General features: G+C 71.1%; 25 protein-coding genes. 15 read left to right on the top strand and 10 right to left on the bottom strand.

The window, feature by feature from the left end:
- Nucleotides 1-21: 21 nt before the first annotated feature.
- From ACGFW6_RS26070 to ACGFW6_RS26050, 5 genes are all read left to right on the top strand, one after another.
- A complete protein-coding gene (locus ACGFW6_RS26070) occupies nucleotides 22-933 on the top strand; it encodes an MBL fold metallo-hydrolase (protein ID WP_393514456.1) in 912 nt (303 codons plus the stop codon).
- A gap of 73 nt (nucleotides 934-1,006) precedes the next feature.
- On the top strand, nucleotides 1,007-1,636 hold the full coding sequence (locus tag ACGFW6_RS26065) for an antibiotic biosynthesis monooxygenase (RefSeq protein ID WP_393514453.1): 630 nt from the start codon (nucleotides 1,007-1,009) through the stop codon (nucleotides 1,634-1,636).
- A gap of 90 nt (nucleotides 1,637-1,726) precedes the next feature.
- Nucleotides 1,727-3,436 (top strand): tryptophan 7-halogenase, encoded by a 1,710-nt coding sequence (locus tag ACGFW6_RS26060; protein WP_393514450.1) that lies wholly within the window; start codon nucleotides 1,727-1,729, stop codon nucleotides 3,434-3,436.
- Nucleotides 3,433-3,957, top strand: coding sequence for a flavin reductase family protein (locus tag ACGFW6_RS26055; RefSeq protein WP_393514447.1), 525 nt, complete (start codon nucleotides 3,433-3,435; stop codon nucleotides 3,955-3,957). The genes ACGFW6_RS26060 and ACGFW6_RS26055 overlap by 4 nt, the downstream gene beginning before the upstream one ends.
- 26 nt (nucleotides 3,958-3,983) lie before the next feature.
- Nucleotides 3,984-5,132 (top strand): hydrolase, encoded by a 1,149-nt coding sequence (locus ACGFW6_RS26050; RefSeq protein WP_393514444.1) that lies wholly within the window; start codon nucleotides 3,984-3,986, stop codon nucleotides 5,130-5,132.
- 32 nt (nucleotides 5,133-5,164) lie between these two features.
- Here ACGFW6_RS26050 and fabG read toward each other — a convergent pair whose 3' ends face one another.
- Nucleotides 5,165-5,965: a 3-oxoacyl-ACP reductase FabG gene (gene fabG / locus ACGFW6_RS26045; protein WP_393514441.1), complete on the bottom strand. Its 801-nt coding sequence runs from the start codon at nucleotides 5,963-5,965 to the stop codon at nucleotides 5,165-5,167.
- Between the two features lie 146 nt (nucleotides 5,966-6,111).
- On the opposite strand from fabG, the gene ACGFW6_RS26040 reads away from it, so the two are divergent.
- The 7 genes from ACGFW6_RS26040 to ACGFW6_RS26010 are packed head-to-tail and all read left to right on the top strand — an operon-like array spanning nucleotide 6,112 to nucleotide 12,955.
- Complete coding sequence (locus tag ACGFW6_RS26040; RefSeq protein ID WP_393514438.1) at nucleotides 6,112-6,552, top strand: nuclear transport factor 2 family protein; 441 nt, start codon at nucleotides 6,112-6,114, stop codon at nucleotides 6,550-6,552.
- Nucleotides 6,552-7,823 (top strand): beta-ketoacyl-[acyl-carrier-protein] synthase family protein, encoded by a 1,272-nt coding sequence (locus ACGFW6_RS26035; protein ID WP_393514435.1) that lies wholly within the window; start codon nucleotides 6,552-6,554, stop codon nucleotides 7,821-7,823. Before ACGFW6_RS26040 ends, ACGFW6_RS26035 begins: the two co-directional genes overlap by 1 nt.
- Nucleotides 7,820-9,061 carry a ketosynthase chain-length factor gene (locus ACGFW6_RS26030; RefSeq protein ID WP_393514432.1) on the top strand — a complete coding sequence of 414 codons (1,242 nt, stop codon included), beginning with the start codon at nucleotides 7,820-7,822 and terminating at the stop codon, nucleotides 9,059-9,061. The genes ACGFW6_RS26035 and ACGFW6_RS26030 overlap by 4 nt, the downstream gene beginning before the upstream one ends.
- 10 nt (nucleotides 9,062-9,071) lie before the next feature.
- Complete coding sequence (locus ACGFW6_RS26025) at nucleotides 9,072-9,329, top strand: acyl carrier protein (protein WP_393514429.1); 258 nt, start codon at nucleotides 9,072-9,074, stop codon at nucleotides 9,327-9,329.
- Nucleotides 9,326-10,282: an aromatase/cyclase gene (locus tag ACGFW6_RS26020; RefSeq protein WP_393514426.1), complete on the top strand. Its 957-nt coding sequence runs from the start codon at nucleotides 9,326-9,328 to the stop codon at nucleotides 10,280-10,282. Before ACGFW6_RS26025 ends, ACGFW6_RS26020 begins: the two co-directional genes overlap by 4 nt.
- Nucleotides 10,279-11,826, top strand: a complete 1,548-nt coding sequence (locus ACGFW6_RS26015; RefSeq protein ID WP_393514423.1) for an AMP-binding protein — start codon at nucleotides 10,279-10,281, stop codon at nucleotides 11,824-11,826. Before ACGFW6_RS26020 ends, ACGFW6_RS26015 begins: the two co-directional genes overlap by 4 nt.
- Nucleotides 11,819-12,955 (top strand): alpha/beta hydrolase family protein, encoded by a 1,137-nt coding sequence (locus ACGFW6_RS26010; RefSeq protein WP_393514420.1) that lies wholly within the window; start codon nucleotides 11,819-11,821, stop codon nucleotides 12,953-12,955. The genes ACGFW6_RS26015 and ACGFW6_RS26010 overlap by 8 nt, the downstream gene beginning before the upstream one ends.
- Before the next feature lie 74 nt (nucleotides 12,956-13,029).
- On the opposite strand, the gene ACGFW6_RS26005 is transcribed toward ACGFW6_RS26010, so the two are convergent.
- Entirely contained in the window at nucleotides 13,030-13,521 is a 492-nt protein-coding gene (locus ACGFW6_RS26005) for a MarR family winged helix-turn-helix transcriptional regulator (protein WP_393514417.1), read from the bottom strand.
- 67 nt (nucleotides 13,522-13,588) lie between these two features.
- Here ACGFW6_RS26005 and ACGFW6_RS26000 point away from each other — a divergent pair, with 67 nt between their 5' ends.
- Nucleotides 13,589-15,304 (top strand): DHA2 family efflux MFS transporter permease subunit, encoded by a 1,716-nt coding sequence (locus tag ACGFW6_RS26000; protein WP_393514414.1) that lies wholly within the window; start codon nucleotides 13,589-13,591, stop codon nucleotides 15,302-15,304.
- The gene (locus ACGFW6_RS25995) at nucleotides 15,301-15,615 is read left to right on the top strand and encodes a hypothetical protein (protein WP_393514411.1); all 315 of its coding nucleotides are present in this window, start codon (nucleotides 15,301-15,303) and stop codon (nucleotides 15,613-15,615) included. The genes ACGFW6_RS26000 and ACGFW6_RS25995 overlap by 4 nt, the downstream gene beginning before the upstream one ends.
- Nucleotides 15,616-15,899: 284 nt before the next feature.
- Here ACGFW6_RS25995 and ACGFW6_RS25990 read toward each other — a convergent pair whose 3' ends face one another.
- The 8 genes from ACGFW6_RS25990 to ACGFW6_RS25955 all read right to left on the bottom strand — a co-directional run bounded on the left by ACGFW6_RS25990 (nucleotide 15,900) and on the right by ACGFW6_RS25955 (nucleotide 22,207).
- Nucleotides 15,900-16,805, bottom strand: a complete 906-nt coding sequence (locus ACGFW6_RS25990) for a S41 family peptidase (protein WP_393514408.1) — start codon at nucleotides 16,803-16,805, stop codon at nucleotides 15,900-15,902.
- Between the two features lie 217 nt (nucleotides 16,806-17,022).
- Nucleotides 17,023-17,397 carry an SH3 domain-containing protein gene (locus ACGFW6_RS25985; RefSeq protein WP_393514405.1) on the bottom strand — a complete coding sequence of 125 codons (375 nt, stop codon included), beginning with the start codon at nucleotides 17,395-17,397 and terminating at the stop codon, nucleotides 17,023-17,025.
- A 266-nt stretch (nucleotides 17,398-17,663) separates the two neighbouring features.
- The gene (locus ACGFW6_RS25980) at nucleotides 17,664-18,113 is read right to left on the bottom strand and encodes a hypothetical protein (protein WP_393514402.1); all 450 of its coding nucleotides are present in this window, start codon (nucleotides 18,111-18,113) and stop codon (nucleotides 17,664-17,666) included.
- A 146-nt stretch (nucleotides 18,114-18,259) separates the two neighbouring features.
- Nucleotides 18,260-18,787: a DUF3515 family protein gene (locus tag ACGFW6_RS25975; protein WP_393514400.1), complete on the bottom strand. Its 528-nt coding sequence runs from the start codon at nucleotides 18,785-18,787 to the stop codon at nucleotides 18,260-18,262.
- A gap of 190 nt (nucleotides 18,788-18,977) precedes the next feature.
- Nucleotides 18,978-19,544, bottom strand: a complete 567-nt coding sequence (locus ACGFW6_RS25970) for a Uma2 family endonuclease (RefSeq protein WP_393514397.1) — start codon at nucleotides 19,542-19,544, stop codon at nucleotides 18,978-18,980.
- A 306-nt stretch (nucleotides 19,545-19,850) separates the two neighbouring features.
- The gene (locus tag ACGFW6_RS25965) at nucleotides 19,851-21,437 is read right to left on the bottom strand and encodes a serine/threonine-protein kinase (protein WP_393514394.1); all 1,587 of its coding nucleotides are present in this window, start codon (nucleotides 21,435-21,437) and stop codon (nucleotides 19,851-19,853) included.
- Between the two features lie 192 nt (nucleotides 21,438-21,629).
- Nucleotides 21,630-21,893: a hypothetical protein gene (locus ACGFW6_RS25960; RefSeq protein WP_393514391.1), complete on the bottom strand. Its 264-nt coding sequence runs from the start codon at nucleotides 21,891-21,893 to the stop codon at nucleotides 21,630-21,632.
- Entirely contained in the window at nucleotides 21,890-22,207 is a 318-nt protein-coding gene (locus tag ACGFW6_RS25955) for a hypothetical protein (RefSeq protein ID WP_393514388.1), read from the bottom strand. Before ACGFW6_RS25955 ends, ACGFW6_RS25960 begins: the two co-directional genes overlap by 4 nt.
- A 148-nt stretch (nucleotides 22,208-22,355) precedes the next feature.
- Between ACGFW6_RS25955 and ACGFW6_RS25950 the strand changes: the two genes are divergently transcribed.
- Complete coding sequence (locus ACGFW6_RS25950; protein ID WP_393514385.1) at nucleotides 22,356-22,619, top strand: GntR family transcriptional regulator; 264 nt, start codon at nucleotides 22,356-22,358, stop codon at nucleotides 22,617-22,619.
- The last annotated feature ends 54 nt before the right edge of the window (nucleotides 22,620-22,673 follow it).

Raw genomic sequence — 22,673 nt, 5'->3', positions numbered from 1 at the left:
CCCCCGGACGACAGTGGCCGTATGGCAGCTTTCACCGGTGCACCGAGACTCGAAGAGATAGCCGACGGGGTCCATGCCTTTCTGCAGCCCGACGGCGGATGGTGCCTCAACAACGCGGGGCTGGTGGTCGACGGCGGCACGACGCTGCTGATCGACACCGCCGCCACCGAGGCCCGGGCCCGGCGGCTGCGCGAGCTGGTCGCGGGCGCTGCGCCGCAGCTCCCGCGGCTGCTGGTCAACACCCACTCGCACGGCGACCACACCTTCGGCAACCACCTCTTCCCGGAGGCGGTGGTGGTGGCCGCCGAGCGCGCCCGGCAGGAGGCGGTCCGCACCGGACTGCACCTGACCACCCTGTGGCCCGACGTGGACTGGGGCGCGGTCGAACCGGCCGCGCCCCACGCCACCTTCGCCGAGGAGCTCACGCTGCACGTCGGCGGGCAGGAGGTGCTGCTGCGCGCCTTCGGCCCCGCGCACAGTTCCTGCGACACGGTGGCGTGGCTGCCGCAGCGCCGGGTGCTGTTCGCCGGCGACCTGGTGATGAACGGAGTGACCCCGTTCGTGCTGACCGGCTCGGTCGGCGGCCTGCGCGACGCGGTCGCCCGGCTGCGGGCGCTCGACGCGGTCACCGTCGTACCCGGGCACGGGCCGGTCGGCGGCCCCGAGCTGCTGGAGACCACCGAGCGCTACCTGACCTGGCTGCTGGACGTGGCCAAGGCCGGCCTCGCCGGGGGAGCGGACCCGCTGGAGGCGGCCCGCGCCGCCGACCTCGGCGAGTTCGCCGGGTACCTGGACACCGAACGTCTGGTCCCCAACCTGTACCGCGCCTACGGCGAACTGCGCGGCGGACGCCCGGAGGACTTCGCCGGCATCGACGAGATGGTCCGCGGCATGGCGGAGCTGCACGGCGGTTTCCCCGCCTGCCACGCCTGACGACCCATCGACCCCATCGATCCCATTGATTCCCAACGTTCCCACCGAACTTCCCATGGGAGAGGACGGACACGTGAGCACGGAGCACGAGAGCGGCCCGGTCACCCTGATCGCGGTGCTCGAAGCGCCGGTCGAGAACACCGACGAGTTCATCGCGGGCTGGCGCGGCCACCTGGAGCAGCTGCGCACCGCGCCCGGCTTCCGCGGCGCCCGCCTGCACCGGGCGTTGCGCGCCGAGCACCGCTTCCAGCTGGTCGCGGTGGCCGACTGGGCGGCCATGGCGGACCTCGCGGCCGCGGCGTCCGGCGAGCAGCGCGGCCCGGGTGCGGAGAAGTACGCCAAGACCGTCCACCGGGGTGTGTACCGGGCGATCGGCGAGGTCGCGTCCGGGCAGCGGCCGGACGGCGCGGGCGTGACCATGATCAACGCCTTCGAGCTGCCGAACGAGCGGGTCGAGGAGTTCCTGGGCGCCTGGCGGCCCCGGGCGCAGCGGGCGAGCGAGTCACCGGGCTTCGTCGACTTCCGGATGCACCAGGCGGTCGGCGACGCCTCGCTTCCGCTGGTGAACGTCGCGCACTACACGAGCGTCGAGGCGTGGAAGGCCCTGCAGGCCGACCCGGAGTTCCAGGCCAGGAAGGCCGTCAACCCGCCCTACGCCACGGCCAATCCGGGCCTGTTCGAGGTGGTCGCCGAGGTGGTGTGACCCTCGGCCCGCCGCTTCCACGCGGGCTTGAGCGGGCCGCGAGAGCGCCCGCACAGACTTCTTGACGTCTTGTTACCAGCAGGAGGAGCGATGGTGGATCAGGCTACGACCGATGTGGTGATCCTCGGCGGCGGGCTTGCGGGTCTGACGCTCGCGGTCCAGCTCAAGAGCGCCCGTCCGGAGACGGACGTGGTGATCCTCGACAAACGGGAGGGCCTGGCGCCGGAGGCGGCGTTCAAGGTCGGCGAGTCGACGGTGCCGGCGGGCGCGCACTACTTCGCCCAGATCGTCGGGATGAAGGAACACCTGGAGAAGTTCCACCTGAAGAAGAACGGCCTGCGCTTCTTCCAGCCCGCGGGCGGCAACGAGGACCTCACCAAGCGGATCGAACTCGGCCCGCGGGAGTTCCCGGCGCACGACAACTACCAGATCGACCGCGGCCGGTTCGAGAACGAGCTGACCCGGATGGCGCTGGACGCCGGCGTGGACCTGCGTCAGGGCGCCGCGATCACCGACGTGGAGCTGCGCGAGGGCGACGAGGACCACACGGTGTCCTACACCCAGGGCGGCGAGCAGCGTGCGATCTCCGCCCGCTGGCTGGTCGACGCGGCCGGCCGCGCCCACTTCGTCAAGCGCAAGCTGGGCCTGTCCCGCGAGGTGTCGCACACCATCAACGCCTCCTGGTTCCGCCTCACCGGCGGCATCGACCTGGAGGAGTGGGGCAAGGACGACCCGCGGTGGATGGAGCGGATGAACCGCACCGGCATCCGCAAGTTCTCCACCAACCACCTGATGGGAGACGGCTACTGGGTGTGGCTGATCCCGCTGGGCTCCGACCACATCTCGGTCGGTGTCTGCGCCGACCCGCGGGTCCACCCCTACGAGGAGATCCAGACCTTCGAGAAGGTCCAGGAGTGGCTGCGCGCCAACGAGCCGCAGCTGGCCGAGGTCGTCGACGGGCGTACCGGTGACGTCGCGGACTTCATCACCCTGAAGGACTTCGCCTTCGGCACCGAGCGGGTGTACTCGCCCGACCGCTGGATGCTGGTCGGTGAGGCCGGTGCCTTCGCGGACGCCTTCTACTCCCCGGGCTCGGACATGATCGGCTACGGCAACAGCGTCACCACCGACCTGGTCACCCGCGACTTCGCCGGCGAGGAGATCGCCGAGCGGCTGGAGTTCTACAACGACTTCCACCTGCGGACCTTCCAGTTCGTCGTCTCCAAGGTCGAGGACCACTACCCGGCCTTCGGCAACCCCGCGGTCATGGTGCCGAAGCTGTGCTGGGACGCCATGCTCAACCACGTCGGCGTCGTGCTGATCTTCGTCAAGAACCGCTTCCTGGACTACGGGTTCATGCAGCGGGTGCGCGGCGACATCGAGAAGCTGTACGCGGTCAACGACCGGATCCAGCAGATCTTCCGCGACTGGAACGAACTGGAGAAGGTGGTCACCGACGGCCCGGCGGGCGCCTACGTGCCGGCCAAGGCGATCAAGGACAGCCACGCCACCCTGGTCGTCGACTACACCGACGACGAACTGGCCGCCGAGATCGCCCGCGACGTCCGGATCGCCGAGGCGCTCGCCGTCGCCGTCTTCCACCGGGCGGCCCGCGGGCTCGGCGTCACCCCGGACCCCGAGACGCCGGTCAACCCGTACGCGATCAGCCTGCGTCCCGACGACTGGGAGACCGACGGGCTGTACACCGGGCCGGTGCTGCTGACCCTGGCTCAGGCGGAGGAGATCTCCGAGGGCAGCCAGGGCCTGTTCGTCGACCCGCTGCTCGACGGTGCGGCATGAGCGAGCGCGGCAGGACGGGCGTACTGCAGCCGGACCCGGCCCTGGTGGACCCGCAGGCGCTGCGCAGCGTCTGCGCCCACTGGGCCACCGGCGTCACCGTGATCACCAGCGGCAGCACGGAGCGTACGACGGGACTGACGGTGAACTCCTTCACCTCCGTCTCGCTCGACCCGGCGCTGATCCTGGTCTGCATCCACCACGACTCGGGTGAACTGCCGGTCCTGCGGCGGACCGGCGCCTTCGCGGTGAACATCCTGGCCGCCGACCAGGAGGAGCTGTGCCGGTCCTTCGCCAGTCGGCACACCCGGCACTCCGTCAAGGCCGACACCCGGCCGGGCGTCAGCGGCGTGCCGGTGCTCTCCGACGCGCTGGCCTATCTGGAGTGCCGGATCGACCGCGAGGTGGACGCCGGTGACCACGTGATCGTCATCGGCGAGGTGATCGACCTGGCCGTGCAGCGCGAGGAGGGGCCGCTGACCTTCTTCCGCAACACCTTCCACCGGCTGCCGGCCGCCTCCTGAGTCCCCAAGAGTTGAGGAGAAGACAGATGCCCACCGCCGGGTTGTCCACCGCCGCGGCCGCGCTCGCGCCGGCCGCGGGCCGCCGGGCCGAGGCCGCCGAACGGGCCCGCGAGGTCGACCCCGCCGTGATGGGGGAGATCGTCCGGGCGGGCTTCGCCCGGCACTTCGCGCCCGCGGCGGTCGGCGGTGACGCCGGTTCCTTCATCGAACTGATCGAGGCGGTCGAGGTGCTCGCGCAGGAGTGCCCGGCCAGTTCCTGGTGCGCCTCGCTGATCGCCTCGATCGCCCGGATGGCGGGCGCGTTCCTGCCCGAGCAGGGCCAGGCGACGATCTGGGCGGCCGGACCGGACGCGGTGCTGGTGGGATCGGTGACGCCGTTCGGCACCGCCCGCCCGGCCCCCGGCGGCTGGCTCGTCGCCGGCCGCTGGCCTTACATCAGCGGTGTCGCCTACTCGGACTGGGCGCTGATGTGCGGCCTGGTGGAGTCCGGGACGGGCAGCGAGGCGCGGCTGTTCGCCCTGCCGCGCTCCGCGTACCGGTTCGAGGACACCTGGTACAGCGTCGGCATGGCCGCTACCGGCAGCAACACCCTGGTCCTGGATGAGGTGTTCGTGCCCGACCATCTCTCCTTCGACCGGGCCGACCTGTTCGCCGGGCGCACCAGCGAGGCCTGGGGCGGAGCGCGGGCCGCCTGCCACCGCGCCCCGCTCCAGGCGGTCAACGGCCTGATGTTCGCAGCTCCGGCGGTCGGCGCCGCGCTCGGCATGGTCCGCACCTTCTCGGCGTACTTCGCGGAGAAGGTCGGCAACGCCCCGCACCTGCCCGGCACCACCGGGGTGCAGGGCGTGCGGGGCTCCGCCGAGCAGGCGCTGGCCCGCTCGGCCGGCGAGGTGGACGCGGCCCGGCTGCTGCTGGAACGGGCCGCGCGGCTCGCCGACGAGGGCGCCGCCACCAGTCCGTTGGACACCACGCGCAACCTGCGGGACTGTGCCCTCGCCGTCGATCTGTCGGTGACGGCGGTGGACCGGCTGTTCCGCCGGTCCGGCACCCGCGGGCAGGCGGTCTCCGGTCCGATGCAGCGGCTGTGGCGGGACGTCACCGCCATCTCCACCCATGTGGCGCTGCAGTTCGAACCGGCCGCCCGGGGCTGGGTCGACCAGGTGCTCAAGGCCTGACCCCGGGCAACCCCACAACGCCGACGGTCCGATCAGTAGTTGCCCAGCCCGCCGCAGACGTTCAGCGCCTGCGCGGTGACCGCCGCGGCGCCCGGGGAGACGAGGTAGGAGACCATCGCGGCCACCTCGCTCGGCTCCACGTAGCGGCCGAGCGGCACGCGGGTGGTGATCCGGCTGTGCACCTCCTCCTCGTCCACGCCCCAGATCCCGGCGTAGTGCTCGCGCACCCGCTCGGCCATCGGGGTCTCCACGAAGCCCGGGCAGACCGCGTTGACGGTGATGCCGGTCCTGGCCAGCTCCAGGCCCAGCGACTTGGAGAGGCCGACCACGCCGTGCTTGGAGGCGGTGTAGGGCGCGGCGTGCACCACGCCCTGCTTGCCGCCGGTGGAGGCGATGTTGATGATCCGTCCGGTGCCGCGCTCCAGCATGCCGCCGCCGGTCAGCGCCGCCTTGGTGACCAGGAAGACGCTGTTCAGATTGGTGTTGATGACGTCGAGCCACAGCTCGTCGGAGACCTCGACGGTGGCCCCGCCCCCCGGCCGGCCGGCGTTGTTGACCAGGACGTCGAGCCGCCCGTAGCGCTCGACGGTGGCGGCGACCAGCGCCCGCACCTCCTCGGACGAGGTGACGTCGCAGGTGCTGCCGTCGACGTCCAGGCCCTCGTCGCGCAGCTCGGCGAGGGTGTCCTTGAGCGTCTTGTCCGTGCGGGCGCACAGATAGACGGCGTAGCCCTGGCGGGCCAGGGTGCGGGCGATCTCGTGTCCGATGCCGCTGGTGGCGCCGGTGACCAGCGCGACCTGGCGCTCGGTGTCGGTGGAAGTGGATGCGTCCATGCGCACCACCGTCGCCGCCGCGGCTCGCGCCCCGGTCGAGCCCCGCTCCAGCCGGCGGCCGGGGCGTCGAGGCGGCCTCGACCGGGGCTCTTGGACGCGATTGAAGACTGAACGCATCCAACGGCCGCGTGAAGGAGTTCGAGGAGATGGAGTCGACCGGCGTCAGCGCCGAGTTGTACGCAGAGGTTCTTCAGTACTACGCGCGCCAGATGCAGGCGCTGGACGCGGGCAAGGTGGAGGAGTACGCCGCCACCTTCACCGAGGACGCGGTCTTCGGCCACACGCCCGGCCGCGAGCCGGCGCGTACCCGGACCGGCATCCTGTCCGACCTGCACGAGGTGCGGGAGCGGATCACGGCGGACCCGCAGCAGCGGCGCCACATGTTCACGATGGTCGACGTCGAGCGGCTGGCGGACGGCCGGCTCCGCAGCACCTGCTACGCCCTGGTGCTGACCACCCGGCCGGGCAACGGACCGGAGATGGTCCGCAGTTGCGTGGTGCGCGACGTCCTGGTCCGCGAGGACGGACGGCTGTGCAACCAGGAACGGCTCGTCGACCACGACGGATTCGATGAGAGGTGGTTGTGATGAGCCGACGAGTGGTCATCACCGGCATCGGCGTGCGGGCCCCGGGCAGCCGGGGCACCAAGGAGTTCTGGGACCTGCTCACCGCGGGACGTACCGCGACCCGGCGGATCAGCTTCTTCGACCCGTCGGCCTACCGGTCGCAGATCGCCGGCGAGGCCGACTTCGACCCGGTGTGGGAGGGCCTGAGCCAGCGGGAGATCCGCCGCATGGACCGGGCCACGCAGTTCGCCGTGGTCTGCGCCCGGGAGGCCGTGCAGGACAGCGGCCTGGACTTCGCGGGCATCGACCCGGCGCGGATCGGCGTCACCCTGGGCAGCGCGGTGGCCGCCGCGACCAGCCTGGAGCGCGAGTACCTGGTGCTGTCCGACTCCGGCCGCAACTGGCTGGTGGACAGCGAGGAGTGGCTGTCGCCGCACATGTTCGACTACCTGGCGCCGAGCGTGATGCCGGCCGAGGTGGCGTGGCAGGTCGGCGCGGAGGGGCCGGTGTCGCTGGTCTCCAACGGCTGCACCTCCGGTCTGGACGCGGTCGGGCACGCCCTGCAGCTGATCCAGGAGGGCTCCGCCGACGTCATCGTGGCGGGTGCCACCGACACCCCGATCACCCCGATCGTGGTGGCCTGCTTCGACGCGATCAAGGCGACCACCGCCCGCAACGACGAGCCGGAGACCGCGTCCCGCCCGTTCGACCGGTCCCGTACCGGGTTCGTGCTCGCCGAGGGCGCCGCGATGTTCGTCCTGGAGACGCTGGAGTCGGCGCGGCGCCGCGGCGCCCCGGTCTACGCCGAGGTCACCGGCTACGGCACCCGCTGCAACGCGTACCACATGACCGGTCTCAAGCCGGACGGCCGGGAGATGGCCGAGGCCATCCGGGTCGCCCTGGACCAGGCCCGCGTCAACCCGACCGACGTGGACTACATCAACGCCCACGGCTCCGGCACCAAGCAGAACGACCGGCATGAGACCGCCGCGGTCAAGCGCGCCCTCGGCGACCACGCCTACCGCACGCCGGTCAGCTCGATCAAGTCGATGGTCGGGCACTCGCTGGGCGCCATCGGCTCGGTGGAGATCGCCGCCTGCGCGCTCGCCATCAGGAACGGCGCGGTGCCGCCCACCGCCAACCTGCACGAGGCCGACCCCGAGTGCGACCTCGACTACGTACCGCTGACCGCGCGGGAACTGGACGTGCGGACCGTGCTGACGGTCGGCAGCGGCTTCGGTGGCTTCCAGACCGCGATGGTGTTGCAGAGTCCGACCGGGGAGAGGGAATGACCAGGACGGTAGTCACCGGGATCGGCGCGCTCGCCGCCAACGGCTTCGGCACCCGGGAATTCTGGGCCGCCACCCGCGAGGGCCGGCACGGCCTCGGCGAACTCACCCGGTTCGACGTGACGTCGTACCCCGCCAGGCTGGCCGGCGAGATCCGCGGCTTCGACGTCACGGACCACCTGCCGGACCGGCTGCTCCCGCAGACCGACGTCTCCACCCGGTACGCGCTGGTCGCGGCCGGCTGGGCGCTGGAGGACGCCAAGGTCGACCCGGCCAGCCTCGTCGACTACGACATGGGCGTCGTCACCGCCAACGCCCTCGGCGGCTTCGAGTTCACCCACCGCGAGTTCCACAAGCTGTGGACCGAAGGCCCCCAGTCGGTCAGCGTCTACGAATCCTTCGCCTGGTTCTACGCGGTCAACACCGGCCAGATCTCCATCCGGCACGGTATGCGCGGCCCCTCCAGCGCCCTGGTCACCGAGCAGGCCGGCGGCCTGGACGCGATCGGTCACGCCCGGCGCACCGTGCGCCGCGGCACCCCGCTGGTGGTCGCGGGCGGCGTCGACTCCGCGCTCGACCCCTGGGGCTGGGCCTCGCAGATCGCCGGCGACCGGCTGTCCACCAGCACCGACCCGGACCGCGCCTACCTGCCCTTCGACCGGGACGCCGCCGGATACGTCCCCGGCGAGGGCGGCGCGCTGCTGGTACTGGAGGACGCCGAGGCGGCACTGCGCCGCGGCGCCCCGGACATCCTCGGCGAGATCGCCGGCTACGCCAGCGGCTTCGACCCCGCGCCGGACTCCGGCCGTCCGCCGGCGCTGCGCCGCACCATCGAGGCGGCACTCGCCGACGCCGGGGTGACGGCGGACCAGGTCGACGTGGTCTTCGCCGACGCGGTGGGTGTGCCCGAGCTGGACCGGGCGGAGGCGGACGCGCTGCGCGAGGTGTTCGGCACGGGCGCGGTGCCGGTGACCGCGCCGAAGGCCGCGTCCGGCCGCACCTACGCGGGCGGCGGTTCGCTGGACGTCGCCACCGCGCTGCTGTCCATCCGCGACGGCGTGATCCCGCCGACCGCCGGCACCCGCGAGGTGCCCGCGGAGTACGGCATCGACCTGGTCCGCGACCGGGCCCGCGAGGCGGACGTGCGCACCGCGCTCGTGGTCGCCCGCGGCCTGTGGGGCTTCAACTCCGCCGTCGTCGTCCGTGCCTGGGACGCCGACGCCACCAACGACCTTGCCTGAGGAGACAGTTGTGAACATCACCGTGGAAGAGATCCGCCGCATCATCGTCGCCAGCGCCGGTGCCCCCGAGTCCGGGGCCTCCGACGCCGACTTCGCCGACACCTCCTTCGACGAGCTCGGCTACGAGTCGCTGGCCCTGATGGAGACCGCCTCCGCGATCGAGCGCGAGTTCGGTGTGTCGGTGCCGGACGACCTGCTCTTCGAGGCCCGCACCCCGCGCGAGCTGGCCGACCTGGTCCGCTCCACGAAGGAGGCCGCGGCCGCATGAGCCCGCTCACCCGAGAGATGGAGCACAGCCGGGTGGTGCGCGCCCCCGCCGACCGGCTGTACGCGCTGGTCGCGGACGTCGGCCGCTGGCCGGTGCTGCTCGGGCCGTGCGTGGGGGCCCGGCAGATCGAGCGGGACGGCGCCGACGAGCGGATCGAACTGTGGGCGCGGACCAACGGCAAGGTGGCGACCTGGACCTCCCGCCGCACCCTGGACCCGGTGGCCCTGCGGATCTCCTTCCGGCAGGACCGCTCCACCGCACCGGTCGCCTCGATGTCCGGCGCGTGGTCCTTCCACCCGGCCGGCGACGGGCGGACCCGGATCGTGCTGACCCACGCCTTCACCGCCGTCGACGACGATCCGCAGTCGCTGGAGTGGATCGCCCAGGCGGTGGACCGCAACAGCGTCGAGGAGCTGGCCGCGCTCGGCGGATTCGCCGAACGCCCTTATCCGCTGGAGCAGTTGGTCTTCTCCTTCAGCGACCGGGTGGAGACGCCCGCGGTGGATCCGGCCGACGTGTACGACTTCGTGCACCGCTGCGACCTGTGGCCCGAGCGGCTGCCGCACGTCGGCCGGGTCGACCTCGCCGAGGAAGCGGGTACGGGCGTGCAGCTGATGGAGATGGACACGGTCACCTCCGACGGCCGTACGCACACCACCGCCTCGATCCGGCTGTGCGTGCCGGGCGAGCGGATCTCCTACAAGCAGACCGTGCTGCCCGCCCTGCTGTCCGGGCACAGCGGCCTGTGGGAGTTCGAGAAGTCGGCCGGCGGCGCGGCGATCGTCTCCCACCACACCGTGGCGGTCGACCCGGCGGCGGTGGAGCGGGTGCTCGGCGCGGGCACCAGCTTCGAGGAGGCGTGCGCGCACGTCCGCGACACCCTGGGCGCCAACAGCCGCACCACCATGGGAGCGGCGTGCGCGTACGCGGCATCGGTGGTGCGTCGCCCATGACCCCGACGCGGAAGCTGGTCGGCCTCGCGCTCGCGCCCGACGCCGAGGCCGACCGGGTGTGCATGGTGGCGGGCGAACGCTCCTTCACCCGGCGCCAGGTCCGCAGCGAGGTGGCGCGGGCCCAGGCCGAGCTCGTCGAGCGCGGCCTGGGCCCGGGCCGGCGGGTGCTGGCGCTGCTCGACCACGGGCCGGAAGCGGTGTTCTTCCTCGCCGCGGCCAGTTCGCTCGGCCTGCACCTGCTGATGCCGTACGGCCTCCAGGCGGCGGCACTGCCCGAGTGGCTGTCCATCGCGGACGCCGCAAGGCCCGACGTGGTACTGCACTTCAAGCGCGACCGGACCGGCCTGGACGTGCTGCGCGAGCGCTGCGAAACCGTGGTGGAGCTGCCGTTTTCCACCGGTGAGGCACCCGAGGCGGAGGTGGAGGTGCTCCACCCCGAGCCGGTGGAGCACTTCCTGGTGCTGTTCACCAGCGGCACCACCGGCAAGCCGAAGGCCATCAGCATCAACGAGGCGCACATCTGCGCCCGGATCGGCTGGGTCACCCGGACCATGCGCTACGGCCCGACCGCCCGGATCTTCATGACCGGCCTGATGAACAACACCACAGGGGTGATCAACTCCTTCGGCGCGCTGGCGCACGACGCCACCGTGGTCTTCCCGGAGACCCCGGACCCCGCGCAGTGGCCGGCCCAGGTGGCCCGCCACCGGGGCACCCACCTGGCGCTGCGCCCGGTGGCGCTCAAGCAGTTCGTGGCCGCCGCGGCCGGCGGTGAGGACGATCTGTCCTGCCTGCGGGTGGTCTCCTACGGCGGGGCCGCCGTCCCCCGGGCGGTGCTCGAACAGGGCCGCGAACTGGCGCGCTGCGACTGGATCCAGGGCTACGGGCTGACCGAGACGTACGGCCCGTTCTGCTTCCTGGCCGAGCAGGGCCACGCCGAGGCGCGCTATCTCAAGCACGTCTACTGCATCGGCCGGCCCGACGACTCCCTGGAGGTACGCCTGGAGCCGGTCGCCGGCCACCCGGACGGCGTCGGCGAGATCCTGGTCCGCGGGAACTCCGTGATGGAGGGCTACGTGGACGTCGCCACCGGCGTGATCCGGCCGGTCGGCGAGTGGCTGCGCACCGGCGATCTCGCCGAGTGGAGCCCCGACGGCGACCTCGTCCTCAAGGGCCGGCTGGCCGGGGTGCTGCTCAGCGAGAACGGACACCGCATCTACCCCGAGGAGATCGAGGCGGTGCTCGCCGACACCCCGGGCGCGGACGAGGTGGTGCTCGTCGGCCTGCCGAACCCCGACGGACCGCACGAGCTGCCCGTCGCCTGTCTGTGCGGCCCGATCGGCGAGCGGGGCGACGAGGAGCTGCGCGCGCTGGTCACCGCCGAACTGCGCCGCGCGCTGGCACCGGAGAAGTGGCCGGACCGGATCTGGGCCACCCCGGAGCCGTTCGCCCGCAGCGCCAACGGCAAGACCATGCGCGGCGAGGTGGCCGCCGCCGTCGACCCCGCCCGGGTCGTCCTGCTGAAAGGCGGCCTGAATGACTGAGACCACGCAGCGCCTGCGGGTGCCCGAGCACGTGTACCGCGCGCTCGGCTACCTGTTCCCGCGGCTGATGTTCCTCAACGCGCGCTACGCCCCGCAGGTGCACTGGGGCGACATCGCGGCCGCCCTGGACGGCTTCCCCGCCGACGACCTGGACCTCGCCTCCGCCGGGTTCTGGAACCTCTGGCGCGACCGCTGGACCGCCCAGGCCGAGGGCTACACCGCCCTCGCCGAGCAGTCCGGCACGGTGGCCGGGCGCAGCCGTGCGCTGCGCGGCGCCGCGGCGGCCTACCACTGGGCGGAGTTCCAGTACTTCGACGACCGGTCCGTCAAACAGCGGCTGCGGCAGCGCATCCGGGACTGCTTCCTGGGCAGCCTGGCGGGCACCGACCTGGAGGTCACCGAAGGGTCGCTGCCCGGTACCGGCGCGGGCTACTGGGTGCTGCGCACCGAGGCGATGCGCGCGTCGGGCGAGCCGCTGCCGGCGGTGGTGCTCTCCAACGGCCTGGACTCCGCCACCGAGGTCGAGGTGGTGGCGCTGGCCGAGGCCTACCTGGAGCGCGGCATCGCCGCCGTGCTCTTCGAGGGCCCGGGCCAGGGGCTGCGGCTGGGCCGCACTCCGGTGCTGGTGGAGATGGAGCGGGTGGTCGCCGAGCTGCTGGAGAAGCTGCGCACCGAGCCGGGGATCGCCGCCGACCGGCTGGCGTTCGCCGGCATCAGCTTCGGCGGCTATCTGGCGCTGCGGGTGGCCCGGGACCTCGGTGAGTACTTCCGGTGCGTCGTCAACTTCGGCGGGGGACCGGGGATCGCCAAGTTCGACGGCCTGCCGCGGCGGCTGAAGGACAACTTCCGGTTCGCCTTCGACGTGGAGCCCGGCACCGACCTTCAGCCACGCTTCGACGAGCTGGCGATCGAGCCCGGCCCGGCGCCGGCGACCGAGGTACTGAGCATCTGCGGCGCGCTGGACGACATCTTCCCGATCGAGGGGCTGTACGACCTCGACCGGGCGTGGTCGGGCCGGCACTCGCTCGAGGTGCACCCCAGGGAGGCGCACACCAGCCTCAACCTGATCAACTCGTACACCCTGCGCACCGCCGACCTGGTCGCCGGCCGACTGGCCGGCCGCGCCTGACCGAGCCCTGGGCCTGCCCGCCGGAATCACCGGTGGGCAGGCCCAGGGCGTTCGCCGGGTCGGCCGCGGCGCCGTCAGCGGCGCTCGGCGAGGCCCCCACCGGACGACGCGAGGAGTCCGGGGTGCAGGTCGTGGTCGAGCCCGGCGTGTACGAAGACCCGCTTGAGCAGCGCGACGAAGGTCTGCGCCTCGTCCGGCTCCAGCCCGCCGAGCAGCCGGGTCTCGAAGCCGTTGACCAGGGCCTCGGCCTCGGCGTGCAGGGTGCGGCCGGCCGGGAGCAGGTGGACCGCGTGGGCGCGGCGGTCGGTGGGATGGCGGCGGCGCTCCACCAGGCCGCGCCGCTCCAACTCGTCGACCAGGCCCACCATCACGTTGCGGTGCACCTTCAGCGGTCCGGCGAGCTGGTGCTGGCTGAGGCCGTCCTCCTCGATCAGCAGGTTGAGCAGACCGAACTGGCGGGGGTGGATGCCCAGCGGCGCGAGCACATCGACGAGCTGCTCCTGCACGTGGGCGCTGAGGTGGGTCATCACACAGGCGGGGTGGTCGAACAGCAATTGAGTACTCACACCGACCATAGTACCCCCGAAGAATTATCACCTTGAGGGATAGTCACTGGAAGTGCATACTGGTCCCGTGACCCAAGACATCTCCGCAAGTAGTCCCGCCGCCCTGCCGCAGGAAGCTCCGGGTGGCGGCGCACCCGACCCGAAGCGCCGCATGGCCTTCGCGGTCGTCCTGATCGCCGGGTTCATGGACCTGGTCGACACGACGATCGTCAACGTCACGGTCCCGAGCATCCAGCGGGACCTGCACGCCGACTACGCCCAGATCGAGTGGGTCATAGCGGCGTACGTGCTCTCCTTCGCCGCGCTGCTGATCCTCAGCGGCCGGCTCGGCGACATCTACGGACGCAAGCGCGTCTTCCTGATCGGCATGGCCGGCTTCACCGTCGCCTCGCTGCTGTGCGGCGTGGCGGTCAACCCCGAGATGCTGATCGTCTCCCGGTTCCTCCAGGGAGCCGCGGCCGGCCTGATGGTCACCCAGATCCTGGCGATCCTGCACGTGGTCTTCCCGCCGGGCGAGCGCGGCAAGGCGGTCGCCATCTTCGGCGCGGTCACCGGCTCCTCCGCCGTCTTCGGCCTCGCCCTCGGCGGCGTCGTCGTGCAGTGGGACCTGTTCGGCTGGGAGTGGCGCCCGATCTTCCTGGTGAACGTCCCGGTCGGGATCGCCGCGCTGATCGCCGGCGCCCTGGTGATCCGCGAGTCCCGCGCCCCGCGGCGTCCCAAGCTCGACCTGCTCGGCATGCCGCTCGCCATCGCCGCCGTGGTGCTGCTGGTCTACCCGCTCACCGAGGGCCGCCGCCTGGGCTGGCCCACCTGGATCTACGGCATGATCGCCGGCGCCCTCGTGCTCCTCGCGGTCTTCCTCGCCTACGAGAAGCGCCGCTTCGCCAAGGTCGGCTCCGCGCTGGTGGAGTTCGGGGTCTTCCGCTCCCGTTCGTTCTCGGTCGGCATGGCGGTGTGGTTCCTGTTCTGGATCGCGGTCGGCGGGTTCTTCTTCGTCTGGACGCTCTTCCTGCAGCAGGGCCTCGGCTGGACGCCGATGCACGCCGGCCTGACGGCCGCCACCTTCGCCATCGGTGTCGGCATCGGCGCGGGCAACGCGCCCGACAAGCTGGTCCCCAAGTTCGGCCGCAACGTGCTGGTGGCCGGCGGCATCGTCAACGCGGTCGGCTTCGTCGCCTTCGCCGTCCTGGTCGCCCAGTACGGCCACAGCCTGGCGTCCTGGCAGATCGTGCCGGTGCACATCGTCTCCGGCATCGGCTTCGGCCTCATCGTCGCGCCGACCCTGGATCTGCTGCTCGGCCAGGTTCCCGGCGAGCAGGCGGGCAACGCCTCCGGCCTGCTCAACACCGTCCAGCAGCTCGGCATGGCGTTCGGTGTGGCGCTGACCGGCGTGCTCTTCTTCGCCCAGGTCGGCAGCGCGGCCGGCGACGCCGCCGACGAGGCCGCCCCGGTGCTGAAGTCCGCTCTCAGCAGTGCCGGCGTCACCTCCCAGGACCAGCTGCAGGCCGACTTCCGCAGCTGCGTGCGCGAGCGCGCCGACTCGGTCGACCCGAGCAAGGTCCCGGCCAGCTGCCTGACGGACGACCCGAAGGCCGCCGGCGCGTTCGGCTCGGCCATCGCCCGCGCGGACTCCGTCAGTTACTCCTCCGCCTTCCGCACCGTCCTGCTGCTGGACGCCGGCATCCTGCTGATCGCCGCCGCCGGCTTCCTGGCCCTTCCCAAGCACTCACGGACCGCCGACGAGGTGGCCCACACCACCGAGCCCACCGAGGTGACGGCATGAACAACGCCAAGAACGTCCTGGTCCTCGGCCGCGAACGGCACCTGGTGGACGCCTCCACCGAGATCATCGAGGCCGACGGCTTCAACGCGGTCGGCGTGACCCGCGACGAGGAGGCCCTCTCCCTCCTGGACACCGGCCGGTTCATCGCCGTCCTGGTCGGCAGCGGCGTCGAATGGGAGTCCCGCCCGCCGGTACGCGAGCACGCCGCCGCCCACGACACCGTCGTCCTCGAGGCCCGCCGCATCCCGATGCAGACCGTCCAGGACCACGTCCGCGACGTGATCGTCCCCCGACTCCGGCAGATCGCCTGACCACCACCACGCCAGGGCCCCGGATCCCCCATTCCCCCGCCGGATCCGGGGCCCTTCTGCACGACCTGATGTGAGGTCACGTTCGGTGTGAGCGGCGGCCGGAGTCGGAGCCGTTGGCGTTGGCGTTGCCGGAGGCTCGAGAGCCCGGCCCGGGCTGTAGTCACCCGGGGTCTTGGCCCCCCCCCGCGAGGAACTAGGGCCGGAAGGCGCACGGCAGGAGGGGGGGGAGAGCGGGCAAGAGGAGGCGCTGCACGCGGTGTCGGCGGTGGGCCGACCGGGCTGCGTCAGCCTGCCAGCTGCGCGAGGGCCAGCGTGTGTGCGTGGTCGAGGGAGTCAGCAGCGGCGCAAGGGACGTCCGGCTGGACACCGGTGCCCTCCCAGTTCGTGCCGGAGACGGGGTTGATGGCACGGCCCGTAGGGATGGTGGCCTCCAGGTGCGGGTGCACCGTCCAGCCCCTGCACGGATGTGCGCCGCCGCGGGTGCGCTCGCCGACGACCACGGCGCGGCCGAGCTGCTGGAGGTCGTACGCCAGCTCCTCGGCGGCGGAGAAGGTGCTGTCGCTGGACAGCACGTACAACGGCTTGCTGCCGCCGAAGCCGGCGCCGGGAACGTGCGGCAGGCTCCAGGACTGCTCGCGGCGCTCCCCGTCGCGCCAGTGCATCGTGTTGAGGTGCGTGCGCTCGTCCAGGAGGTAACTGCAGACGAAGGCGACCGTGTCCGGGTCGCCGCCGCGATTGGCGCGAAGGTCCACGATCAGCGCCTGCGCGCGAGAGGCCAGGGTGAGCGCGGCGCCCAGCGGTTCGGCGGCCCACTCCAGCGGAAACAGCATGGGCGCCAACTCCACTACGGCGACCCCTCCGTCGAGCAGTTCCACCCGCGGCGCACCACCCAGCGAACCGTCGAAGTCCCGGCGCATGGCGTCCAGGGTGGCCGCCCCCTGCTGCGGAGACACCGGGTCGCCGTGGTACTTCAGCCTCAGATGGCGGTCGCCGTTGACGGACTGCAGATCCGAGGTGACCACACGGGCGAACTCCTCGGCGTCGTCGACGTCGTAGGCGCCCGCGGCGAGGCGTCGTTGCAGCAGGCCGGCGACCTGCTCGGCTATCTCGGGGAAGACGTAGTGCTCGGTCAGCAGCCGGGTCGTCTCGTCGATGACCGGGGCAGGCCGAAGATCCGAAAGTGTCGTCATGGCAGGTAGTAGAGCACCGCACTGGCGAAAGCACCGGAGAGTTAAGGCACTTCGGCCATGCCCGATCAGTGCGTGAGCGGGTCCCGCCCGGCGCAGACCCAGACCTCGAAGCCGGCCCCGTTGGGGCGGATGGTGCCGCGCTTACTCGCCTGCTCTCCGTGTTCGCCATGCTTCCGTCGCAGGACGGTGATGTGACCGGCTGATCTCGCGCCAGGAGTCAGCAACTCGCCGAGGCGGGCAGACCGCCGTACTCGTCACCCTTGAGGTAGACGGCGCTGACGTAACCCTCGGCGAGCTTCACCCAGACCCTGTTGGTGAATCCGTAGTCACTGACGGGCTCACCGAACTCCCAGCAGTAGGCACCGCGAGTCTCACCGGCCGCCACGGTACCGACAGAGGGAAACGGACGGGCCGGGCCGGTACGGACATTGACGGTCTCGTACGGCGTGACCGCATACGGCGCAGCCATGATGCGGGCGCCGCCCTGCTCGCCGGCGGAGGACGCGACGGCCGTCCCCGCGGTGAGCGGGCCGAGCAGAGCGAGCGCCCCGGCGCCGACGAGCGCGGCCCTGGCGAAGATGTGAGTGGTCATGGCGAGTTCTCCCTGAACGCTGCGGCTGGCGGACGAGGAGAACGGTAGGGAGCCCGGGGACGGCGCGGTCCTGACAGTTGTCAGGGTCGCGGTGGGGCGAGCGGGAACCAGGACGACCCGGGCCACCGCGAAGCGGCGGCCCGTTCTGCTCTGAGGCCGTCACCGACACAGGTGGGAAACCGTCCCGTTCCTGCGACACCTGCTTCAGGACACCCTGTGCGCCGCTGATGCCCGCGGCTGCTGGGCCGGTCCTGCTCCGGAGCCGTTCAGTCCAGGAAGTAGGACCAAAACGGGATCGTGGCGTACTGGTGGTCTTCCGGTGTGGCCACTGGGCGGCCGAACTCGTGGTGGAAGTAGTCGACCAGGTCGGTGCCGTGGTAAATGATGTCCGTCTGGTGCATCGACAGTACGGGCGTGCCCGTACGGTTCGGATCCGCCAGCAGACACCGATGCGAGTGGATCGGCACCATCACCGGGACCTTGGACAAGTAGGTGCGAGCCAGCTCCAAGGCGTCCTGAGCGCCCGTCGGCCGCGGATCCCACTCCGGATGCCAGAAGGCATTGTGTTCCACGTCGAAAAGCACACCGTCGATCGGCAAGGCCAGCCGCTCCGCCGACTCCTCCGCGTCGCCGTCCCGCCAGTCGGGCCCACCACGGCCGCCCGTCGGCAGTCCTGCACCCAGCAGAGTCCGGTGCTCCGGAGCAAACGGAGTCATCGAAGGCCGGGCACATGATGCATCTCGCCGACCATCCGGCACGCCGCCGCCTCAGCGCCGCCCTGGGCAATCTCGCCTGGGACTACCTCAGCACTCATGCGTGCGTCCTGGAGATGCGTTAACAGCCGCAACGACCTGGTTCAAGCTCAGAGCGTTTCGCCATAACCGACGCACTTCCTATTCTGAGGAATCCCGTCGACGGACTTTTTCAGCTCGACGAGGACACCGCCCACTTCTTCTCGCCCTCCTGAGTAAGTGACTTCAACAGCAGGGGAGCGCCCGTATGTAGTGAGAACGCTTACGCCTGTCTCTTTCAGTCTTCCTTCGTCCAACACCCAGTCGACGCCGTCGACCGAGATGCAAAGATTGACCGTGGGCTCCAGCTCGTCGACTCCGCAGCGAAGGATTGTCGAACCGTCTCCCCAGGATGCAACACCTTGACCGATCGCCCAGTCGCGGGATCCGGAAGCGACCTCACCAGGGGAGTGATCGACAACCTTGGAGCATTTCGGGTCCTCCGCATTAGGCCCGGAATCTATTCTGCGAGAATCCACGAAAAGGAGACCCGAGGAGACTATTGCGGCCGCTGCAAGGACGGTCGCGATTCGTCTCGGCCTGAGAATTTTGCGAGCGAATCGACCGTGACTCTCTTTCGGTGCTGTGCTGTGATCCATGGTAACCGTGACCTTTATAACGCCCGAATAGGGCGGCGATGGCTGTTTGTTATGGCACTCCATGATTCACCATGCCGAGTCAGTGCCCCTTGGTCAGAAGCGCGCAGCGAGCCTCGGGTCCATGCCGTCCTGTATCGGGCAGTCCGCTCACGCATCGCTCACGCGCTGCCGACTGCTGAGCAGCGCGTGGTCAGATCTCTCCGAGGTCGATCTCCACGGGGAAGGGGGCCGCTACCTTGAGGACGCCGGTGAAGACGTCTCCGTCCCGGTAGGTCTTCGTCGCGGGGTCGAGAACGTAGGTGTACACGAGAGGAACGCCTGTCGCGGCCTGCTCGATCCGCCAGTAGGAGCCGATGCCAACCTTGGCGTACTGGTCGACCTTCACGATCCGGTCGGTGGTCTCCGAGCCCGGCGACACCACCTCCGCGACCATCAGCACGTGCTCAGGGCGGGTGGGGGCGATGTCGATCGTGTCCGAGCGGTACACGACGACGTCCGGGCGGCGATTGGTGAGCGGGACGTCCTGCAGGCGGACGTCGAAGCCCGTGTCGGCGTTCCACTCCGGGCCCGCGGCGGCGTCCAAGGCGTTCGCCACCATCCGGGCCAGCCGGTTGTGCCGCTTGGAGGCATTGGGACTCACGACGACCATCCCGTCCACGATCTCGATGCCAGCGCACTGCTCCTCGGACCAGGACTCGTACTCCTCGGCCGTGATCTGCTCATGCATCCATGCCGGGACCACCATCTCGGCCGTCACGAAGCACCTCCCCGACACTGTGCTGCGGGCCCGATGCCGCTGGATTCAACGTACTGTCTGCCGTCCTTCCGGCACGCTGATCTCGCTCACGCTCCCTCCCGTCGGTCGACGTCCGACCAGCAAGCCCTCGACAAGGGGGAGACCGGCGCGGTGGACTCGTCGCCAGAGGATCGGAACACGGCCGGCGGCACCACTGGTCTGACGGCCACATCAGTGAGCGCTGAACCATCCGGCGACGTGACCGTCGCGAACCCCTCGGCCGCAGAGCAGCATGGTTGTGGCGATGCTGCTTCTGAAGGAAGCGGGTCAGGAAGCCGAACCGTCGAGGTCTAGGCGGATCACGGCGAGCGCCTCGGCGATCTCGACGGTCATCTCGTCCTCCGGGCCGAACACCATGCACATGTCCTGGTGGAGCGGTTCGAGGACCTGCCGCGCCTCGGCGGTCCGGCCCTGGGCGAGCAGCAGCATCCCGATGTTGTGCCGCAGCTCCACGGCTTCCTCGCTCACGTCGCTGTCGACGGCCCGCACGACGTTCAGCACACCCTGGAGCGCGGCCAGCGCGTCGGTGACCTGGCCGAGCTCGGCGCGGCAGCGGGCCGCCTGGGCGCGGCAGGCGCGGGCCTGCTCGCCGGTGGGCCCGGCGATACGGGCGTAGGCGTCGGCGAGGGCGTCGAACTCGGGCAGCGCGGCCCGGTAGTCGCCGCCGAGGAGGCGGATCGCCGCCCGCTGGCGGCGCAGCGCCAGGACCTGCTTGCTCTCGGAGCCGAGGGCGAGGGCGGCGGGTTCGATGACCTCGCCGAGCACCTCGGCGGCCTGCGCGAACCGCTCCTCCTCCAGCAGGGCGTCGGAGTGGGCGTACGCCTCCTTGATGTCCTCGCGTAGCTGGGCGGGGACGGGCACCGGCGGGGCCCCCGGGAGGACGGCCGTCGGCTCCGGACCCCCGTGTGCCGGGGCCTGGGCGCGAGCGCGGGGCGCGAAGGGGCGACGGAACACGCCCGTCGGGTCGGGCGCACCGGCCGGCCCGGCGTCCGCCGTGCCGGGCTCCTGACCCGGCGGCGGGAGGAACGGCAGCAGCCGCGCGTACACCTCCTGCGTATCGGCGGGCCGCGCCTCGGGAGCCTTGCGCAGCAAATGCAGGACCAGCTCCTCCAGCGCCTCGGGGACGTCGGGCCGCAGCTGTCGCAGCGGGGTGGGGGCGGCGTTGACGTGCTGGTACATCAGCAGGTACTCGCTCTCCGCCTCGAACACGAGCCGCCCGCTGAGGAGTTCGTGCAGCACACAGCCGAGCGCGTACAGGTCGGTCTGTGGGGTGATGCGTCCGCCGCGGACCTGCTCGGGCGACATGTACTGGTGGGTGCCGATGGGGCTGCCGGTGGCGGTCAGCTTGGTGACGTCGGTCCGCAGCATCGCCGCGATGCCGAAGTCGAGGACCTTCACGGTGCCGTCGCGGGCGACGAGGATGTTGCCCGGCTTGAGGTCCCGGTGGATCACCGGCACGTCGTGCGCGTACGACAGCACGGTCGCGATCTGCGCGGCGACGGCGGCCGCCCAGCTGACCGGCAGCGGCCGGCCGGGGTCGAGGTAGGCGGACAGCGGTACGCCGTCGACGAGTTCCATCACCAGGAACAGCCGCTCGTACGAAGCGTCGAGCACCGCGTCGTACACCTGCGGCACACCGGGGTGCTGGATACGCGCCGTGATGCGGGCCTCGCGACGGAAGCGCTTGGCGAACTCCTCGGCCAGCTGCGGGGAGGTGACCGACGCCTGCCGGATGAGCTTCACGGCGACGGGCCGGTCGAGCACGGCGTCGTAGCCGCGCCACACGTCGCCCATGCCGCCGTGGCTGAGCTCCTCCAGGAGTTCGTAACGGTCGGAGATCGCCTCCTGCGGCACCTTGCCCCCGGTGTGCGTGATGAACAGTCACGGTCAGGGGTCAAGTGTGACCGGTGCGTCAGGATGGCGTCCAGCGGTTGCGATGCGACATGGACATGGGCCCGGCGGCGAGGCAGCGGGCCGTGGGTGCCCAGGAGGAACCCCGGGCACCCACGGCACCACCGGCCCTGCGGCCGAATTGCTTCTACGCCGTCACTCCCTGTCCGCCGCCATGATGCCGACGCATTCTTCGAGCGCGGCGTGCAACGGCGCGATAAAAGCGGCGAGTTCGGCGTCCGAGGCCTTCCCCACCTCCAGTACGGCGCCGACGACCGTCACCAGGACGGCGGCGGCCTTCAGGGCGTGTGCGTCGGCCAGTTCCTCAAGACGGCCGCCGGGGTGCGTGATCGCCAGGGCCTCCTTGCCGGTGTCCGGGTCGAGGCCGAGACTGCGCAAACGCGGCGTACTCGTGCTCATACGGGCACCTCCCATGGAACCGGAACGTAGTCCTGCCCCAGCGACGCCAGGACCGCCGCCCTGCGCCGCTCGCGCTGAAGACGCTGCCGGTCATGTTCGTCCCGCTCGCGTTCCCATTCGACGACGTACGGCCGGACCAGGGGCATGCCGTCGGCGGTGATGACGTCCGCCGGGTGCGGACACGTGATCACGGGCGGGCGCGCCGGAGCGGGCGGACAGGGGGTGAGGGGCAGTGGTGGTGGGGATGCGGGGGAGCGGTGGGTACCGCGGGCGGGCAGGAAGAGGGTCAGGATCGCGGCCAGTAGGCTGCGCATAGGTCGACTCCCAATCAGTCGGCTGAGGCCCCGGTTGGGAAGTAGCCGCTTCCCGTCGGGGCCGCTCTGTGTCGCGAATCAACAGTAGCGTGGATAACCGCAGATAACCACGGATGCGCGGATTGCCGTGGTCACCCACGCTGATGTCATGGAGCTTGACCGCACACGCCCCCTGTGGCGGCAGATCGCCGCGGAGATCATCCGGCGCATCGAGAACGGCACGTATCCACCGGGAAGCCGCGTGCCCTCCACTCTGGAAATCGCCCAGGAGTTCGGCGTAGTGAACGCGACAGCGGCGAAGGCGATGCGGCATGTCCGGGAGCAGGGGTGGACGCGGGGCGAGGTCGGGCTGGGTACTTTCGTCGCCGACCCCCTGCCGCCCTCCCCTGAATCTCCCGCCTCCTCCGCATAGCCAAGCTCGGTCGCGTTCAGTTGCCCGATGTGCCTTTCGGCGGCCACTCGTGGG

Source organism: Streptomyces sp. Y7 (assembly GCF_043195415.1).
Classification (GTDB): domain Bacteria; phylum Actinomycetota; class Actinomycetes; order Streptomycetales; family Streptomycetaceae; genus Streptomyces.
Note: the sequence above shows the minus strand (reverse complement) of the source record. Positions and strands in the feature narration are given on the sequence as shown.

What these genes read in the sequence shown, in the direction of transcription:
- ACGFW6_RS26055 (WP_393514447.1), top strand. Translation starts at nt 3,433, where the DNA reads ATGAGCGAGCGCGGCAGGACGGGCGTACTGCAGCCGGACCCGGCCCTG.
- ACGFW6_RS25975 (WP_393514400.1), bottom strand. Translation starts at nt 18,787, where the DNA reads ATGGATCACAGCACAGCACCGAAAGAGAGTCACGGTCGATTCGCTCGC.
- ACGFW6_RS26070 (WP_393514456.1), top strand. Translation starts at nt 22, where the DNA reads ATGGCAGCTTTCACCGGTGCACCGAGACTCGAAGAGATAGCCGACGGG.
- ACGFW6_RS25995 (WP_393514411.1), top strand. Translation starts at nt 15,301, where the DNA reads ATGAACAACGCCAAGAACGTCCTGGTCCTCGGCCGCGAACGGCACCTG.
- ACGFW6_RS26050 (WP_393514444.1), top strand. Translation starts at nt 3,984, where the DNA reads ATGCCCACCGCCGGGTTGTCCACCGCCGCGGCCGCGCTCGCGCCGGCC.
- ACGFW6_RS25955 (WP_393514388.1), bottom strand. Translation starts at nt 22,207, where the DNA reads ATGCGCAGCCTACTGGCCGCGATCCTGACCCTCTTCCTGCCCGCCCGC.
- ACGFW6_RS25960 (WP_393514391.1), bottom strand. Translation starts at nt 21,893, where the DNA reads ATGAGCACGAGTACGCCGCGTTTGCGCAGTCTCGGCCTCGACCCGGAC.
- ACGFW6_RS26020 (WP_393514426.1), top strand. Translation starts at nt 9,326, where the DNA reads ATGAGCCCGCTCACCCGAGAGATGGAGCACAGCCGGGTGGTGCGCGCC.
- ACGFW6_RS26040 (WP_393514438.1), top strand. Translation starts at nt 6,112, where the DNA reads ATGGAGTCGACCGGCGTCAGCGCCGAGTTGTACGCAGAGGTTCTTCAG.
- ACGFW6_RS25990 (WP_393514408.1), bottom strand. Translation starts at nt 16,805, where the DNA reads ATGACGACACTTTCGGATCTTCGGCCTGCCCCGGTCATCGACGAGACG.
- ACGFW6_RS26060 (WP_393514450.1), top strand. Translation starts at nt 1,727, where the DNA reads ATGGTGGATCAGGCTACGACCGATGTGGTGATCCTCGGCGGCGGGCTT.
- ACGFW6_RS25950 (WP_393514385.1), top strand. Translation starts at nt 22,356, where the DNA reads ATGGAGCTTGACCGCACACGCCCCCTGTGGCGGCAGATCGCCGCGGAG.
- ACGFW6_RS25985 (WP_393514405.1), bottom strand. Translation starts at nt 17,397, where the DNA reads ATGACCACTCACATCTTCGCCAGGGCCGCGCTCGTCGGCGCCGGGGCG.
- ACGFW6_RS26015 (WP_393514423.1), top strand. Translation starts at nt 10,279, where the DNA reads ATGACCCCGACGCGGAAGCTGGTCGGCCTCGCGCTCGCGCCCGACGCC.
- ACGFW6_RS26030 (WP_393514432.1), top strand. Translation starts at nt 7,820, where the DNA reads ATGACCAGGACGGTAGTCACCGGGATCGGCGCGCTCGCCGCCAACGGC.
- ACGFW6_RS25980 (WP_393514402.1), bottom strand. Translation starts at nt 18,113, where the DNA reads ATGACTCCGTTTGCTCCGGAGCACCGGACTCTGCTGGGTGCAGGACTG.
- ACGFW6_RS26035 (WP_393514435.1), top strand. Translation starts at nt 6,552, where the DNA reads ATGAGCCGACGAGTGGTCATCACCGGCATCGGCGTGCGGGCCCCGGGC.
- fabG (WP_393514441.1), bottom strand. Translation starts at nt 5,965, where the DNA reads ATGGACGCATCCACTTCCACCGACACCGAGCGCCAGGTCGCGCTGGTC.
- ACGFW6_RS26010 (WP_393514420.1), top strand. Translation starts at nt 11,819, where the DNA reads ATGACTGAGACCACGCAGCGCCTGCGGGTGCCCGAGCACGTGTACCGC.